This is a genomic window from Candidatus Eisenbacteria bacterium (assembly GCA_020847735.1).
In the GTDB taxonomy this organism is placed as follows: domain Bacteria; phylum Eisenbacteria; class RBG-16-71-46; order RBG-16-71-46; family RBG-16-71-46; genus CAIXRL01.
Genome location: JADLBL010000021.1, coordinates 1 through 17,658 on the forward strand (window position 1 = coordinate 1; position 17,658 = coordinate 17,658).

Sequence of the window (17,658 nt, forward strand, 5' to 3'; positions counted from 1 at the left end):
CCCCATACTGGAACCGGCGCATCGGACACCACCTTCGGGGGCGGGTCCATTCGCGGGGCGCGAGGGATTGAAGCACGCGCGATTTCGCGCCCCAGGGATCGCGCCTCGCGGGCCAACGGGCGGGCGGCCGCAAGAATCCAGTCCGCGGGCGCGTCGTGCGGGCTTGGACGGGCGGTGTTCGCCAGCGCGCATCTTGCTGAGCGAGCTGACCGCAGGGCGGCGCGCCCGCGCGCAAACGCGTCAAGCGGAAACTTCGCGATGCCTTCGCGCGTCGGGCGCCGCGCCCCGCTCGCGCCAGCGCCTCGAGCAGAAGCTTCGCGCCCGCCTCGCGCGCCGACCGCGACACCGCGCCCAGGCGCCAGCGCTTCGACCAGCAGCTTCGCGCCCACCACGCGAGCCGCCCGCCACACCGCGGACCGTCGCGCCAGCGCTTCAAGCACACACCTCACGCCCCACCCCCATGCCCCGCTCTCCGCGCCACCGCCGAGCGCCAGCCGGAGCCGACGACGCACCCACCGCGGTCGCCCGCGCGGTCCGGTCCTGCGCATTGCCAGCGCGACGTTTCGGAGGCAATATGCGACCCGCTCCGCGGAGGCGGCCGCTCCCGCCGTGGCACGCGCCGCGCGGAGCGCGACCAACCCCGAGGCCCTCCACCGCGAGGGCGGGAGAGCCCCACAGGTGCCCACGGAAACGGCCACGTCCGCCGGCCTCTCGTTCGAGCTGAGCGAGGAGGCCCTGCAGGTCCGCGAGATGGTGAGGGATTTCGCCGAGAGCGAGATCCGCCCGATCGCGGCGCGGATCGACGAGACCCACGAGTTTCCGACCGAGAACGTCAGGAAGCTGGCGGAACTCGGGCTGCTCGGCATGTTCGTGCCCGAGGAGTACGGCGGCGCGGGCATGACCTACCAGGCCTACGTGGTCGCGATCGAGGAACTCTCGCGCGTGTGCGCGAGCCACGGCGTCATCGCCTCCGTCAACAACTCGCTCGTCTGCTACCCGCTCATGACCTACGCGAGCCACGAGCAGAAGAAGCGCTGGCTCGAGCCGCTCGCGAAGGGCGAGCTGCTGGGCGCGTACTGCCTGACCGAGCCGAACGCGGGCAGCAACGCGGCGAATCAGCAGACGACCGCGGTGCTCGACGGCGACGAGTGGGTGCTGAACGGCTCGAAAATCTTCATCACCAACGCGGGGCCGGCCGACGTGCTGATCACCTACGCGGCGACCGACCGGGCCGCGGGCCCCAAGGGCATCTCGGCGTTCATCGTGGACGCGAAGGTGCCGGGCGTGCGCAAGGGCAAGAAGGAGCACAAGCTCGGCATTCACGCCTCGGACACGCGCGAGATCTACTACGAGAACGCCCGCATTCCGAAGGACTGCCTGTTCGGCGAGCTCAACAAGGGCTACTCGGTGGCGCTGGCGACGCTGGGCGGCGGCCGCATCGGCATCGCCGCGCAGGCGCTGGGCATCGCGCAGGCGTGCGTCGAGGCGGCGGTCGCCTACGCGAACACGCGCGAGCAGTTCGACCGCAAGATCGGCGAGTTCGACGCGATCCGGCAGATGCTCGCGGACTCCGCGGTCGAGCTCGAGACGGCGCGGCTGCTGGTGTACCAGTCCGCGTGGCTGCGCGACCAGGGCCGGCCGCACGTGAAGGAGGCCTCGCTCGCCAAGTGGCACGCCTCGGAGGCGGCCTCGCGCTGCGCGAACCTCGCCGTGCAGGTGCACGGCGGCTACGGCTACATGACCGAGTACCACGTCGAGCGCTACCTGCGCGACGCGAAGATCTGCGAAATCTACGAAGGCACCACCGAAGTGCAGAAGATGGTGGTGGCCGGCCAGGTGCTGAAGGAGCACGCGCTGTCCTGAGCCCGGCGTCCAATCCTCGAGGAGGTTCCAAGGCATGAAGCGTCCCGTTCGCCCCATCGCGCTGGTGATCCTCACGCTGTGCGCCCTCTATCCGGGCCTGACGTCGGTCTTCCAGGGTCTTTATCCGTGGGTCACGGCGCACGCCTTCGAACAGATGGGCCAGCAGGGGCCGTTCGTGGACATGCTCGTCAAGGTGGGGCTGCCGATCTGGGTGCCCAACCTGCTCAAGGCGGGCATCGGCCTGGCGTGGCTGGCCTCGGTGCCGGGCCTGTGGTTCGGCGAGGGCAGGGCGTGGCCGCTGGCTCTGCTCGCGGCGGCGGGCTCGCTGCTGCTGGGTCCGGGACCGGCGTTCATGGGCGTGGTCGGACTGATCTGCCTCACGGTCTTCCGCGAAACGGAACAGCACCGGCCGGCCTGAGGCCGCGCGAAGGGACGACGTGAACCTCGACCTGACCGAAGAGCAGATCCAGATCCGCGACGCGGTGCGCGAGCTGTGCCGCTCGGAGTTCGCCCCGCACGCGGCGGCGTGGGACGCCGAGCAGGGCGTGCCGCACTCGGCGATCGAGAAACTGGCCGAGCAGGGTTTCCTGGGCATGGCGATCCCCGAGGAATGGGGCGGCGTGGGCTACGACGCGCGCACCATCGTCATCGTGCTCGAAGAGATCGCGCGTGTCTCGGCGGCACTCGCGATCATGATCGCGGTGCACAACTCGGTCGGCGCCCTGCCGGTGTTCAGCTTCGGCAACGACGCGCAGCGCCGCCGCTTCCTGCCGCGGCTCGTGAGCCGCGAGCTCGGCGCGTTCTCGCTCTCGGAGCCCGCGGCCGGTTCCGACGCCGGCGCGCTCGAGGCGACGGCGGTGCGCGATGGCGACGGCTACCTGCTGAACGGCGCCAAGAACTGGGTCACGAACGGCATCAACGCGGGCGTCTACCTGATCTTCGCGCGCACCGACAAGGCGGCGGGCAACAAGGGCATCTCGGCGTTCATCGTCGAGAGGGGCGCGCCTGGTCTGGTGATCGGCAAGCCCGAGAACAAGATGGGCCTGCGCGGCTCCGAGACGGTGGCGCTCGCGCTCGACCACCTGCACGTTCCGGCCGACCAGTTGCTCGGCGCCGAAGGGGACGGTTTCAAGATCGCGATGAGCATGCTCGACGCCGGCCGGATCGGCGTCGCCGCGCAGGCGCTCGGGGTGATGACGGCCGCCTTCGAGGAGGCCGTGAAGTACGCGCAGCAGCGCCGGGCGTTCGGCGGCCCGATCGCGAGGATCCAGTCCGTGCAGTTCAAGCTCGCCGAAATGGAGCGCCGCGTGCAGTGCGCGCGGCTGCTGCTGCGCAAGGCGGCGTGGCTGCGCGACACGGGCCGGTCGTACACGCGCGCCGCCTCCATGGCCAAGCTGTACGCGAGCGAGGCGGCGACCTGGGTGACGCACCAGGCGATCCAGGTGCACGGCGGCTACGGCTACGTGAAGGAGTACGCGGTCGAGCGCTACTACCGGGACGCGCGCGTGATGGAGATCTACGAGGGCACCTCCGAGATCCAGCGGCTGGTCATCGCGCGCAGCGTGCTCAAGGACGGCGTGGCGGTCTGAGTCCGCGACCGGACCGCGCCCAGAACGCATGACCGCCGCCGCGACTTCGCCCTCCGCCCGCCCCGGCCGCTTCGGGCGGGCCATCGTGGTCGGCGCCTCGAGCGGCATCGGCGCGGCCATCGCGCGCCGCCTCGCGGCGGGCGGCACGGCCGTGGCGCTCGTCGGCCGCCGCGAGGCCGAGCTCGAGTCGGTCGCCAGGGCGATCCGCACCGCCGGCGGTCGTGCGCTCGTCGCCCGCCACGACGTGACCGATTACGCCGAAGTTCCCGCGACGTTCGAGCGGCTGGTCTCCGAACTCGGCGGACTCGACCTGATCGTGTACGCGGCCGGAATCATGCACGTGCCTGAGGAGGGCGAGTACGACTTCGCGAAGGACCGCGCGATGATCGAGGTCAACCTGCTGGGCGCGATGGCGTGGCTGAACCTGGCCGCGGCCCGGTTCGAAGCGCGCCGCGGCGGCACGATCGTCGGCATCTCGAGCATCGCCGGCGAGCGGGGACGGCGCTCGATGCCCGGCTACACGACCTCCAAGGCCGCGCTCACCGCCTGGCTGGAGGCGCTGCGGAATCGCGTCTCGCGCCACGGCGTCAACGTGGTGACCGTGAAGCCCGGCTTCGTGGACACCGTGATGACCCGGCACCTCGCCCGAAAACCCATGATCATTTCGGCGGAGCGGGCGGCCGATCTCATCCTCGAGGCGGCGCGTCGCGGCGGCAGCCCCTCGACGTTCGTGCCCGGCCGCTGGGGACTCGTGGCGTTCGTGCTCCGCCACATCCCATCGTTCCTGTTCCGGAAGCTCGACCTGTGACGACACGCCCGCGTTCGCTGCGCGCTTCGGCGCCGTGGCGGGTGCTCGACGGCTTCGGTAACTCGCTGCGCAGCGCCTCGCGCTGCGTGCAGCCGGGAAGCGTCGAAGAACTGGCAAGCGTCCTGCGGGCGGCGCGCGAGGAAGGGCTCACGGTCGCCTTCCGCGGCGCGGGCCGCAGCTACGGCGACGCGGCGCTCAACGACGGCCAGCTGGTGGTGGACCAGCGCGGGCTTTCGCGCGTGCTGGCGTTCGATCCCGCGAGCGGACGGATCGAAGCGCAGGGCGGCGTGACCATCGAGCAGCTGTGGCGCACCGGCCTGCCGCACGGCTGGTGGCCGCACGTCGTGCCGGGCACGATGTTCCCGACGCTGGGCGGCTGCGTGGCGATGAACGTCCACGGCAAGAACTGCTTCAAGGCCGGTCCGTTCGGCGACCACGTGCTGGAGCTGGACCTGATGACCGCGACCGGCGAGGTGAAGACGCTCTCGCGCGAGCGCGAACCGGAGCTGTTCCGCGCGGTGATCGCCGGGCTCGGCCTGCTCGGCGCGGTGACGCGCGTCCGCGTGCAGCTCCGCAGGGTCGAGAGTGCCCGGCTGCGCGTCGTTCCCATCCGGACACCATCGCTGGCGGCGATGTTCGACTGCTTCGAGGCGCGCCTCGCGAGCGCCGACTACCTCGTCGGCTGGGTGGACTGCTTCGCGGGCGGGGGCTCGCTCGGTCGCGGGCTCGTGCACCAGGCGAACTACCTCACCGCCGCCGAGGACCCGGCCGGCACGCGGTTGTTCGGGGCCGAACACCAGGAGCTGCCGCCGAGCATCATGGGCGTGCCGCGCTCGCTCGTGTGGCGGTTCATGAAGTTCTTCACCAACGACGCCGGCATGCGGATGGTCAACGCCGCGAAATACCTGCTGCCCGAGCACCCCGGCGGCGACGGCAGTTTCCTCGAGCCGCACGTGGCGTTCGCGTTCCTGCTCGACTACGTGCCGAACTGGCGCCTGGCCTACGGCGAGCACGGCTTCCTGCAGTACCAGGTGTTCGTGCCCGACGCGACCGCGCGGGCGACGCTGGCGGAGGTGCTCGAGCGTTGCCGCAGGCGCGGGCTCGTTTCCTACCTCGGCGTCTTCAAGCGCCACCGGCCGGACGAGTATCTGCTCTCGCACGGACTCGACGGCTGGTCGCTGGCGCTGGACTTCAAGCTGCCGAAGGACCCCGCGCCGCTGCGCGCGCTGCTCGGCGAGCTGACCGACCTCGTGCACGAGGCAGGCGGGCGCTTCTACGCCGCGAAGGACTCGGTGCTCGACGCGGCGCAGTTCGCGCGCGGCTACGGCGAGCGGCTCGGGCGCTTCCGCGCACTCAAGCAGGCCGTGGACCCGGAAGGGCTGTTCGCGAGCAATCTCGCGCGCCGGCTCGGCATCGTCGCGAACGACTGAGCCGGAGCCGCGCCGCGCGACGGTGTCTTCGCGACACCCGGCCCGCGGCGTCCGCGCGCCGGGTCCGACGGCCTCGGCGGGGCCGAGCCGCGATGACTCTCGCTTCGTGTCCTCCCGACGCGACAGAAAATGGGGGCGGTGAGCTCCCCCGCTCGACCGCCCCCGGGGAGGAGGACCGGCTGCTTCCTCCGCCCTTGTCACTGTCCGACCGCCGCGTCCGCCGGGCTCCCGCCCGCACGCGGGGAGGGGATCCCCGTGGCAGCGGGTGCGTCCGCCGCTTCCGGCGGGCGAAGTCCGGCGACCTTCGGCCGCGTTACTTCTTCGAGCCCTGGCTCGGCGCCTGCTTCGAGCCCTCGGCCGGCGCCTGCTTCGCACCCTCGGCCGGAGCCGACTTCGACACCTCGCCGGCCGCCTGCTTCGCGATCACGTGCGGCGCGAGCTTGGCGTACTCGCCGCGGTTCACGAGGCCGCGCGAAAGCAGCTCGCGCTTCGCCTTGAACGGCCGGCCCGCGACGATCTTGGCGGCGATCGCCTCGCCGATGCCGGGAACCTTCTCGAGCTCCTCCTTGCTCGCGGTGTTGATGTCCAGCCGGTCGGCCCTGGCCGGCGCGGCCTTGGCGGCGGTGGCGCTGGCGGTCTTCGCGTGCTCGCCGGCCGCAACCGCTGGAGCGGTCCTGGCCGCGGTCGCCGAAGTGGACGCGACCTTGGAAGCCGTCGCCTTCGCCGGCATGGGGCTCGCGGGGGTCGCGCTCGCGAGCGAGGCAAACGAACCGATCAGGACCAGGGCGCCAAGCGCCGACGCGACAGACCACGAACGACGAAGCATGGTGAAACCTCCGGATGGGGGACTCACGGAAGGCTCCTGCGCTCCCCCCGGGCGCGGAGTCGAGGTGTGCGGTCGCACACCAGGGAAAGGAAAGCGACCGCGGTGGCGCCGGCGGCGGCGCGCGCGCAGGCGGCGGCCCTGGGCCGTGGCCGGGCGTTCGATCGCGAGAGTCTGTGGAATGGGAAGGTGTGGCGGGCGCGCGGAGGTGGGCCGAAGGCGCGCGAAGAGGGAGGGGGTGGATTTCGCGTCGGGGCTCGCGCGCGGCGGGCCGCGGCCGGCCTCACGCAGCGATATCACGGAAGCGAAGCCGTTGCCGGCCTCCCATGCGAGCGCGCCGACGAGCGGCGGATCGAGCGGAACGCGAAACACTCCGAGAACCGCGGAGCGCGGGCCGTCGCGGTGCGGCGCATGCGAGGCGCGAGCCGCACGCGTGCGCGGGCGGTGCGGCAGGTGGCGCAGCGGTCCGCCGGCACCGGTGCGGGCGGGTTGCGTCGCGTGCCGGACGGCGGCGTGGTGCGCGCCGTGCGCGGCACGGCGGTGCGGGCGCGAGGAGGCGCGCACGTGCGTCGTGGAGCGGGCGGTGATCGCCGCGTGCGCGGGTCGCCCTGCGCGCACGTCGTGCGCGAACGCGCCGCCGGCGGTGACGCCGAGCGCGAAGGCGGCCAGAACCAGCGGCCGGATCATGGAGCGCATCGAACCCACGGAAACGCCGAGCCTCCGGGTGCACTCTCCGCGCCGGTGGTCGGCCCACAGGATCGACGGGTCAACGCGGCGCGGTGCTGCGGTGCAGATGCTCGATCCGACCGCGGAGCCAAGTGCGCGGGAATCCACACGGCGGCGTGAAATCACCGTCAAGCGATTGAGATCCTGTCGCGCCGCGATCCCGCATTTCATCAGCTCATGCGGAAGCGCCGCCCTCCGCCGCGGGGAGACCTCCGTCACTCCGAACTTCCGCCGGCCGACGCGCCGTGCGCCACCCGGGAATGCGTCAGACCCTTCGCGCCGCCATGGATGCGGCATCGTTCGACCGCCGGATCTTCGCCGTTCGCATACAAGGTTTTGCACCGCGTTACTCGACGGCCAAGGTGGCAATCTTTCTTCGAGAATGACGGAGCAACCCATAACTTTTCATTGACGCTGCCCGCGCGTCGGGAGTCTTCTGGCCGCCTTGTCGCAGCTTTTCGCGCGCGGCGCACTTCAGCCTTCGCGGAGGTTCCCCACCGGCATTCCGAGTTCGAACCACGGAAGAAGACGAGCAGCAGACCATGTTCACGCTCCGGTAAACGGCGCCGCCGACTCGGCGCTTCCCCAGCCCACTGGAGGCTGACCATGTCCCAGCGATCGTGGTATTCACGCATCCTCACGTTCGCCGCAGCGCTGATCCTCGCGCTGCCTGCCCTGGCGTCCGCCGCCCCCCCGCGGGCGATTCCGGGTGAGTTGATCATCCGCTACAAGAGCGGCGCCACACCCACCGCGCGCGCGGCCTACCTGTCACGACTCGGCGCCAGCCGCCTGCGCGCGTTCCCGCGCTTCAACATGGACTACGTGAAGCTGAGCGGGATCTCGACCGAAGAGGCCCTGCGGCGCTACTCGCTCGATCCCAGCGTCGAGTACATCGAGCCCAACTACGAAATCCATCTCGACGCGGTCCCGAACGATCCGCGCTTCCCCGAGCTCTACGGCATGCGCAACACCGGACAGACCGGCGGAACGCCCGGGGCCGACATCAAGGCGACCAACGCCTGGGACGTCTTCACCGGCGACCCGAACATCAAGATCGGCATCATCGACACGGGCGTGGACTACAACCACCCCGATCTCGCCGCCAACGTCTGGACGAACCCGGGCGAGATTCCCGGCAACAGCCTCGACGACGACGGCAACGGCTACGTGGACGACGTCCACGGCTACGACTTCTCCAACAACGACGGCGATCCGTTCGACGACAACGGCCACGGCTCGCACTGCGCGGGCACCATCGCCGGCGTCGGCGACAACAACGTCGGCGTGGCCGGCGTCAACTGGCACGCGAAGGTCATCGCCATCAAGTTCCTCAACGCGGGCGGGTCCGGCTCCACGGCCGGCGCCATCGCCGGCGTCCAGTACGCGATCGCCGTGGGCTGCCGGCTGACGAGCAACTCGTGGGGCGGCGGAGGCTTCTCGCAGGCGCTGCTCGACGTCATCAACCAGGCGGGCGCCACCGGCCAGCTGTTCGTCGCGGCCGCGGGCAACGCCTCGTCGAACACCGACGTGAGCCCGTCGTACCCCGCATCCTACGACTCGCCGTACATCATTTCGGTGGCGGCCACGGACCACAACGACAACCTCGCGTCGTTCTCGAACTACGGCGCGACGACCGTGGACCTCGCGGCGCCCGGAGTGGACATCCTTTCGTGCCAGCCGGGCGGCGGCTACCAGTTGCTGTCGGGCACCTCGATGGCGACGCCGCACGTCGCGGGCGTCGTCGGCCTGGCGATGGGCCGCTTCCCGAGCGCGACCAACCTGTTCATCAAGCAGCTCGTGCTGAACGCGGCGGACGTCAAGCCGCAACTCGCGGGCAAGTGCCTGACGGGCGGCCGGCTCAACGCGTTCCTCACCATCGCCGATCCCGACACCACCGAGCCGGGGTCGGTCTCCGACCTCGCGGTCACGGGGAGCGGTTCGAGCCACCTGTCGCTGACCTGGACGGCGACCGGCGACGACGGCGGCACCGGCCGCGCGTCCGCGTACGACCTGCGCTGGTCCACTTCGCCGATCACCGAAGCCAACTTCGCCGCCGCGACGCCGGTGGCGGGACCCGACCCGCAGCCGGCGGGCGGGGCGGAGGCCTGGGAGATCGGCGGCCTGGCGTTCAGCACCACCTACTACGTGGCGCTCAAGGCGCTCGACGAGTTCGGAAACACCGGAGCGCTTTCGAACGTGGCGACGGGCACGACGCTCGGCGCCCCCGACCTCGCCGCCTCGCCGGGCACGTTCGCGGCCACGCTGCTGACCGGCGCGGCCGAAACGCAGACGCTGACGCTGAGCAACGTCGGGCAGGGCACGCTCGACTTCACGATTCCGACGCCCGACCTGATGTTCACGCAGCCGGTGCGCTTCGAGTACGTGCCGCTCGCCAAGGGCGCCGACGACATCCGCGTCGGCCAGCCCGTGACGACCGGCACCGGAGGACCGGACGGGTTCGGCTACCGCTGGATCGACAGCAACGAGCCCGGAGGGCCGTCGTTCGCGTGGGAGGACATCACCGGCACGGGCGCGCAGCTCACGCTCTCGGGCGACGACGCCACCTCGGCCGCGGTGCCGATCGGCTTCGACTTCCCGTACTACGGCGGCACGTTCAACAGCCTGCGCGTCTGCACCAACGGCTGGCTGTCGTTCACGAGCGGCGCCACCGCGTACGACAACCAGCAGCTCCCGAACGCCGGGGCGCCCGACAATCTCGTCGCGCCGATGTGGGACGACATGGACTTCGGGAGCACGAACCGCGTCTACACCTACGGCGACGCCTCGCACTTCGTGGTTTCGTGGATCGGCGTGCCGCACTACCAGAGCGGCGGGCCGTACACGTTCCAGGTGATCCTCTTTGCGACGGGCGAGATCCGCTTCCAGTACCAGACCATCGGCGCGCCCGCCAACGGCGCCACCGTCGGCATCCAGAACGGAACGCGGAGCATCGGGCTGACCACCGCGTTCAACACCGACTACATCGCCGACGGCCTGGCCGTGCGCATCCTGCCGCTTCGCCAGTGGCTCACGGTCAGTCCGACCGCGGGCCGCATCGCCGCCGGCCAGAGCCAGAACCTGAACGTCGTCTTCAACGCGCTCGGCGTCGAGGGCGGCATCTTCGACGGCAACATCCGGATCGACAGCAACGACCCGGACGAGAACCCGACCGTGCTGCCGGCTCAGTTGCATGTGCTGGGCGCGCCGGACATCGCCCTGTCGCCGGCGACCGTGGACTTCGGCACCTTCTTCGTCGGCGCCAACCCGACGCGGACGCTGTCGGTCAACAATCCGGGCACCGACGCGCTGATCGTGAGCGGCATCACGAGCAGCGATCCGGATGTGCAGCCGGACGTGACCTCGTTCACCCTGAACCCGCACCAGACGCGCAACGTGGTCCTGACGTTCAGCCCGGCGACGACGCGGACGCTGAGCGGAACGGTCACGGTGGCGAGCAACGACCCGGACACGCCGAGCCTGAGCGTCAACGTGGTCGGCCAGTCCGTTCCGGCGCCGGTCGTGACCGCGACGCCGGACTCGTTCGACGTCGCGCTGCTCACCAACACCGCCACGTCGCAGACGCTGCGGCTGACCAACAACGGCGGCAGCAACTACGACTTCACCGCCGCCGCCGAGATCCTCGGCCAGAGCGGCACGGTGACGGTGCACGGCGACGCCGACAACGTGGACGTGCCCAAGGGCGGCACCGACACGCAGTTCGGCCCCGCGCCGGCCCGGGCCGGCGGTCCGGACGTGTTCGGCTACACGTACCAGGACAGCGACGAGCCGGGCGGCCCGACCTTCTCGTGGGTGGACATCAGCTCGACGGGCACGCCGATCCCGCTCAACGGTGACGACCAGAATCTCGGGCCGTTCCCGATCGGGTTCTCGTTCCCGCACTACGGCGCGAACTACCCGTCGTTCCGCATCTGCTCGAACGGCTGGCTCACGCTGAACGCGACGGCCACGCAGACGTCGTACAGCAACCTCGCGCTGCCGAACTCCGCCTCGGGCGCGCCGCCGAGCCTGCTGGCGGTGTTCTGGGACGACCTGTCGTTCTCGCCGACCACCTCGCCCAACGGCCGCGCCTACTATCAGTACGACGGCACGCGGACGATCATCCAGTACCAGAGCGTCTCGCGCCTGGGGGACAGCGCCTCGCCCAACACCTTCGAGGTGATCCTCTATCCGACCGGCGAGGTCGTCTATCAGTACCTGGCGATGAACGCCGTGACGAAGAACAGCGCGACGATCGGCATGCAAAACGGCGCCAAGGACGACGGGCTGCAGGTCGTGTACAACGCGCTGTACGTGAAGAACGACCTGGCGATCCGCTTCCGTCCGCCGGCCCGCTTCCTGACCGTGAGTCCGCCGAGCGGCAGCATCACGCCGGGCAACTTCCTCGACCTGACGGTCGGCTTCAACGCCGCCGGCCTGTTCGGCGGAACGTACGACGGCCAGGTGCACGTGACCGGCAACGACCCGGTGCGGCCGATGATCAACGTTCCCGCCACGCTGGTCGTGACGGGCGTGCCGGACGTCGCGACGAACCCGGACACGATCCCGTTCGGCGACACGTTCATCGGCTTCCCGAAGCTGCGCCAGCTGCAGGTGCAGAACGTCGGCACCGACGTGCTGAACGTGAGCGGCATCGTCTCGAGCGATCCGGCCTACGGCGTGGACCAGTCCACGTTCAGCGTGCCGCCGCTCGGGCAGGCGCTGCTGTTCGTCACCTTCAACCCGCCGGACGCCGCCGCGCATCCGGCGACACTGACGGTCAGCAGCAACGACCCGGACACCCCGGACCTGGTCGTGACGCTCGACGGCGCGGGAATCGTCGCGCCGGACGTGGACCCGCAACCGGCGTCGCTCGCGCAGACGCTGCCCATTCCGGGCACCGCCTCGCAGACGCTCACGCTCCAGAACCTGGGCGGCAGCAACCTCGACTTCGTGGTCGGCGCGCTCCTCACCGCGGCTTCGGTCCCGCATTACGAGTGGACCGAGCTCGGCAAGGACGAGACGGACACGCGGCCCGGCGTTCTCGGCAGCGGCGGTCCCGACGTGTTCGGCTACCGCTGGGTGGACAGCGACGACCCCGACGGGCCGGCGTTCGACTGGGTGGACATCACCACGATCGGCACGCCGGTGACGCTGCCCGGCAGCGGGGACGACGCCAACGCGACGGGCATTCCGCTCGGCTTCAGCTTCCCGTTCTACGGAAGCACCTACTCGACCGTGAACGTCTGCAGCAACGGCTGGCTGTCGTTCACGAGCACGTTGACGAGCCTCTCGAACAGCGCGCTGCCCGCGAGCGGGGCGCCGGAGAACCTGCTCGCGCCGTTCTGGGACGACCTTAATCCGGGCAGCAGCACCACCCGGCTGTGGCGCTACAGCGACGGCACGCGCTTCATCCTGTCGTACGTGGGCGTGCCGCGCTACGGCTCGGGCGGACCGTACACGTTCCAGGTCATCCTCTATCCGAGCGGCCGGATCGTGTACCAGTACCTCGACATGCAGGGCACGCGGCTGAACGAGGCGACGGTCGGCATCCAGAACGGCGCCGGTGACGACGGCCTCACGGTCGTCTTCAACGACGCCTACGTGCACGACGGCCTCGCCGTGCAGCTCTCGGTGCTGCCCGAGTACCTGACCGTCTCGCCCAGCACCGGCACGATTCCCGCCGGCGGCTCGGCGGCGCTCAACGTGAACTTCAACACCAACGGACTGTTCGGCGGCACGTACGACGGCGCGATCCGGATCGCGAGCAACGATCCGGACGAGGGCGTCAAGCTGGTGCCGACGCACCTGACGGCGGTCGGCACGCCGCACATCGGGGCTCAGCCGGCGGCGCTCGACTTCGGTTCGCTCTACGTCGGGCTCACCGCCGACCGGAGCGTGTCGCTGCGCAACGTCGGCAGCGACCCGCTGACGATCACCGGGTTGTCGCTCGACAACGCGACCTGGGCGGTCACGGACGCGCCCGCGTTCCCGGTCACGCTCGGCCAGAACGGCTCGCTGCCGCTGACCGTCCGCTGGACGCCCACCGCGGCGTGCGCACCGTGCACGGGCAACCTGCTGGTGGCTTCGAACGATCCGGACGCGGCCACGCTCGCCGTGCCGCTGACGGGCGTCGGCGTCATTCCGCCGGAGATCGGCGTGACGCCCGACAGCCTCAAGGTGGCGCTGGCCACGACGCTCGGGCCCACCGCGCTCACGACGACGAAGAAGCTGGTGATCGTGAACACCGGCGGCAGCGACCTCGACTGGACCGCGCAGGCGCTCTCGGCGCTGCCGGCGAGCCTCGCCAGCCCGAGCGCCGAGGCGGCCAAGAACGACGCCGGCGCCCCCGGCATCCTCGGCAACGGCGGACCGGACGCGTTCGGCTACCGCTGGGTGGACAGCGACGACCCGTTCGGGCCGGCGTTCAGCTGGGAGGACATCAGCGCCGTCGGGACGCCGATCGCGTTCACCGGCGACGATCAGAACCTCGGCTGGATCCACCTGCCGTTCTCGTTCCCGTTCTACGGCTCGTCGTTCGACTCGATCCGAGTGTGCACGAACGGCTGGCTGTCGTTCTCGAGCACGCTGACGTCGTACTCGAACAGCGCGCTGCCGAGCGGGGGCACGAGCGGCCCCGAGAACCTGATCGCCCCCTTCTGGGACGACCTGACGTTCAGCAGCTCGGGAGCCGCCTACTACCACTACGACGGGACGAAGTTCATCGTCTCGTTCGTGGCCGTGCCGCATCTGTCCTCGGGCGGTCCCTACACGTTCCAGGTGCTGCTGTATCCGAGCGGCACGATTGATTTCCAGTACCTGGACATGCAGGGCGACCGGCTCGACGAGGCCACGGTCGGCATCCAGAACGCGACCCGGGACGTCGGCCTGCAGGTCGTGTACAACGCCGCCTACGTGAAGAACAACCTGCGCGTGCGGCTGACGAACCGGCCGGGATGGCTGACGGTTTCGCCGCCGGGCGGCACGACGCCCGCGGGCGAACGCGACACGGTTCTGGTCACGTTCGACGCGACGGGTCTTGCCGACGGTGACTACTCGGGCCTGGTGCGCGTCGCGAGCAACGACCTCGACGAGCCGCTGGTGTCGGTGCCGGCGGATCTGCACGTCGGGGTGGTCGCGGCGAAGGTTCGCATCGAGCCGGGCGTCCTCAACCGCGCCTCGTGGGGCCGCTGGGTGCTGGGCAAGGCCTGGGCGCCGCAGGGCATGGACGCGCGCAAGATCGTGCGCTCGAGCCTGCTGCTGCAGCGCACCGTTCCGGCGGATCCGTGGTTCTGGCAGTGCTTCGAGGACGGCAACGAGCCGGTGTTCGGCTGGCGCTGGTGGGCCTGGTTCAAGTTCAACCGCCAGGCGCTGCTCGACGTGCTGCCGGACGGCAACAAGGTGATGGTCGAGATGATCGGCCGGGTGGACGACACGTCCTGGTTCCAGGGCTGGGACTCGGTGCGTGTCCTGAGGCCGCGCGTCTGCTGGGGCGGTGGATGGCACGCCACCAATCCGGATCAGCCGATGCCGAACTCGATCAACGCGCAGGCCATCGCGCCGCTGCAGCTCGTGGACCCGGCCGGGGCGACCGCGACGCGGTTCGAACTCTGGTATTCGCCGGACGCGGGCGAAACCTGGTCGCCGATAGACACCATGATCACCTCGCGCGATTTCAGCTGGGTCGTGCCCGAGGACGCCACGGACCAGGCGATGCTCGAAGTGGTGGCGTGGGACGACGAGGGCGTCATGGGCTCGCGGGTCACCAACCTGTTCGCGATCATGAACGGCACGACCGATGTGGACGACCGGCCGGCGCCCGACCGCTTCTCGATGCGTCTGGCCGGCCGCAACCCGGCCGCGAAGGCGCTGCTCGAGTTCGGCATGCCGGTCGCGGGACACGCTTCGGTTCGCGTCTTCGACGTGCGGGGCGCGCTCGTTCGCGAACTCGCCGGCGGCACGTACGCGGCGGGCTGGCACCGGCTGTCGTGGGACGGCTCCGGAGCTTCCGGCGCGCCGGCGCAGCCGGGCGTGTATTTCGTGCAGGCGAACGCCGGCGGCCAGCGGCTGCTGTCGAGGTTCGTGCTGCTCAAGTGATCCCGGGTCTTTCACGCTGAAGCGCGTCGCCCCGGCGGAGGGATCCGCCGGGGCGACGTGCGTTCGGCGGCGCCGGAAGCGTCAGAGGTAGCGTCCGCGAACCTTGCGACTTTCGCCCTCGGCGCGCCAGGCGCGCACGAGCACGTACGCCATCCACAGGATCGCGACCGCCATGACGATCACGCCCAGCACGTGCGCCGTGCGCGCCAGCTCGTGCTCGTGACCCAGATGGCCGGACTCGGTCAGCAGGTACTCCCAGTCGTGGAATCCGTAGGGCGTGCTCTCGCCGGTGTTGCCGCCGAGCAGCGGCAGCTCGCCCGTGCCGGCGTCGTCCATGTAGGGGGCGATGTCGAGGAAGTTCTCGCCGAACCACCACAACGCGGCGCCCGCGCCGAACGGGTCGCGCGTCTTGAAGAGCAGCACGAGGCAGCAGACGAGCGGCATCAGGAACTGCGCGAGCGTGCCGCCCAGGACGCGTACGAAGTCGCCGAATGGAGCGAACAGCACGTGCCCCGCCTCGTGGAACGGCAGGTTCACGAGGTGCAGCAGCGAGCGACCGGCACCGTTGCTCTCGGGACTGAACGCCCACAGCCGGGCTCCCCAGGCCGCGAGCAGCAGCAGCAGCGCCGCGCGCCCGGCGAGCGCCAGGCGCGAGCTTCCCGGCATCGGCGTGAAGAGCCGGGTCAGCAGCCAGCTCGAGGCCGCCGTGCCCGCGGGCGCGTAGACGGTGAACCTGGGATCCACCGGCACGCTGCCGACGATGGGTCCTTCCAGGCCGGCGCGACGAAACACCTGCCCGCAGTAATCGCACAGCAGGTTGCGGTCGTCCTGTTCCATCCGGCACTTCGGGCAGAGCATGGCGGAGCTTCCTCCAGGCTGCGAGGCGCGGGGGGGGGCAGGAGCGCCCGCGGCACCTCCGGTATCGGCATGCCTGGGCGGGCGATTCATGGGGGGTTCGGAACGCCGCGGGATTCGGGCCATCGGCTCGGCGCCGGGTCCAACAGCCCGGTCGTGCGCCGCCGGCCGTTCGGGCCTTCAGGCGCACCGGTTCCCTGGCCTATGCTGCGCGCATGAGCGACTCCGAGCGCACGACCTCGCGAGCCGGGAGCGATCCTCGGCCCATGGCAGCGCCCACGGCCGACGTGACGACGCCGCGTTCGGCGCCGATCGCGGCCCCGCCGCCGGCGCCCGCCGCGGCCGCGTCGCCGACGCCCGCCGACCTGCGCGTGCAGGGCGAGGTCGTGCTCTACCGGCTCTACGATCTCGGCTACGAGATCGATCTGGACCGTGTCTTCGCGCTGCTGGCCGAGAGCGCGCCCGAGCGCCCGCTTCCGGTGCGCGGCGAGGCGCAGGCGATCCACATTCCCAACCCTCCGGTCACCGCCGCGCTGGGGACCGAGACCCTGAGCCTCGCCGGCTCGCCGTGCGCCGCCGACTTCTCGGTGCGCGTGTTCGACTTCGGCGTGCTGTCGCTGCGGGCGCGGGTGGCGTTCCCCGCCGAGACGCCCTGGCGCGAGTACGTGGCCGCGGGCACGGCGCTGGCGAACGCGCCGCAGTGGCGCGAGGTGTTCCTGCGCGTGCGCGAGCGTTTCGTCGCCCGCATCGCCCCGGCGATCACCAAGCCGGGGGACTCGCCGGTGAGCGAGGACTACGCCGTCTTCCGCGTCAACCGCCTGTGCGGCCCCGACGGCGGCCGGCTCGGCAGCGAGGCGCTCCGCGAGGAGGACGTCGCGCGACTGCTGCTCGGTGAGACGCGGCCGCTGTCGGCCGGTGCGCGACGCGACCTGCTCTCGCAGCGCTTCACCTACTTCGAGGACGACCTCGCGGTGCTGACCTGGAACGCCGCGCTGGTCGTCGAGCCCGTCCCCGAGGACACCGACGTGCAGTACGTCCTCGAGTTCGCGAACGCCCAGCTGCTCGAGCTGCGTTACTACGACGCGCAGCTCGACCGCGAGCTGCCGAGGATGTACGACCGCATCGAGCAGGCGCGGCGCGGTCTGCCGCTGTTCGATTTCCGATACAGCCGGCTGCTGGCCTCGCTGCAGGCGCGCGTCGCCGACGCCACCGAGCTGGTCGAGCGCACCGAGAACTCGCTCAAGATGACCGACGACGTGTTCCTGGCCCGCATCTACGCGGCCGCGCTCGAGATCTTCCGCGGCCGCACCTGGCGCGCCGGCATCGCCGGAAAGCTGGCGATCGTCCGCGACGCCTACACCATGCTCAACGGCGAGTCGCAGGCCCGGCGCTCCGAGATGCTCGAGCTGGTCATCGTCCTGCTGATCGTGCTGGAGATCGTCGTTGCGTTCTGGCGGGCGTAGGGCGGCG

Annotated in this window: 9 protein-coding genes; 7 read left to right on the forward strand and 2 right to left on the reverse strand. The window is 70.8% G+C overall.

The window, feature by feature from the left end:
• The first annotated feature begins 258 nt into the window (after positions 1-258).
• Genes IT347_10915 through IT347_10935 form a run of 5 tightly spaced genes read left to right on the forward strand, consistent with a single transcriptional unit; the run spans position 259 to position 5,690 of the window.
• Positions 259-1,863 (forward strand): acyl-CoA dehydrogenase family protein, encoded by a 1,605-nt coding sequence (locus IT347_10915; protein ID MCC6350086.1) that lies wholly within the window; start codon positions 259-261, stop codon positions 1,861-1,863.
• Between the two features lie 34 nt (positions 1,864-1,897).
• Positions 1,898-2,281: a hypothetical protein gene (locus tag IT347_10920; protein ID MCC6350087.1), complete on the forward strand. Its 384-nt coding sequence runs from the start codon at positions 1,898-1,900 to the stop codon at positions 2,279-2,281.
• A 19-nt stretch (positions 2,282-2,300) separates the two neighbouring features.
• Complete coding sequence (locus IT347_10925) at positions 2,301-3,452, forward strand: acyl-CoA dehydrogenase family protein (GenBank protein MCC6350088.1); 1,152 nt, start codon at positions 2,301-2,303, stop codon at positions 3,450-3,452.
• A 28-nt stretch (positions 3,453-3,480) separates the two neighbouring features.
• Positions 3,481-4,260, forward strand: coding sequence for an SDR family NAD(P)-dependent oxidoreductase (locus IT347_10930; GenBank protein MCC6350089.1), 780 nt, complete (start codon positions 3,481-3,483; stop codon positions 4,258-4,260).
• Positions 4,257-5,690, forward strand: a complete 1,434-nt coding sequence (locus tag IT347_10935; GenBank protein MCC6350090.1) for an FAD-binding oxidoreductase — start codon at positions 4,257-4,259, stop codon at positions 5,688-5,690. Before IT347_10930 ends, IT347_10935 begins: the two co-directional genes overlap by 4 nt.
• 313 nt (positions 5,691-6,003) lie before the next feature.
• On the opposite strand, the gene IT347_10940 is transcribed toward IT347_10935, so the two are convergent.
• Positions 6,004-6,516 carry a helix-hairpin-helix domain-containing protein gene (locus tag IT347_10940; GenBank protein ID MCC6350091.1) on the reverse strand — a complete coding sequence of 171 codons (513 nt, stop codon included), beginning with the start codon at positions 6,514-6,516 and terminating at the stop codon, positions 6,004-6,006.
• 1,329 nt (positions 6,517-7,845) lie between these two features.
• On the opposite strand from IT347_10940, the gene IT347_10945 reads away from it, so the two are divergent.
• A complete protein-coding gene (locus IT347_10945; protein MCC6350092.1) occupies positions 7,846-15,333 on the forward strand; it encodes a S8 family serine peptidase in 7,488 nt (2,495 codons plus the stop codon).
• Positions 15,334-15,414: 81 nt separating this feature from the next.
• On the opposite strand, the gene IT347_10950 is transcribed toward IT347_10945, so the two are convergent.
• On the reverse strand, positions 15,415-16,191 hold the full coding sequence (locus tag IT347_10950; GenBank protein ID MCC6350093.1) for a zinc ribbon domain-containing protein: 777 nt from the start codon (positions 16,189-16,191) through the stop codon (positions 15,415-15,417).
• Between the two features lie 263 nt (positions 16,192-16,454).
• Here IT347_10950 and IT347_10955 point away from each other — a divergent pair, with 263 nt between their 5' ends.
• Positions 16,455-17,651, forward strand: coding sequence for a hypothetical protein (locus IT347_10955; protein ID MCC6350094.1), 1,197 nt, complete (start codon positions 16,455-16,457; stop codon positions 17,649-17,651).
• Positions 17,652-17,658 lie beyond the last annotated feature (7 nt).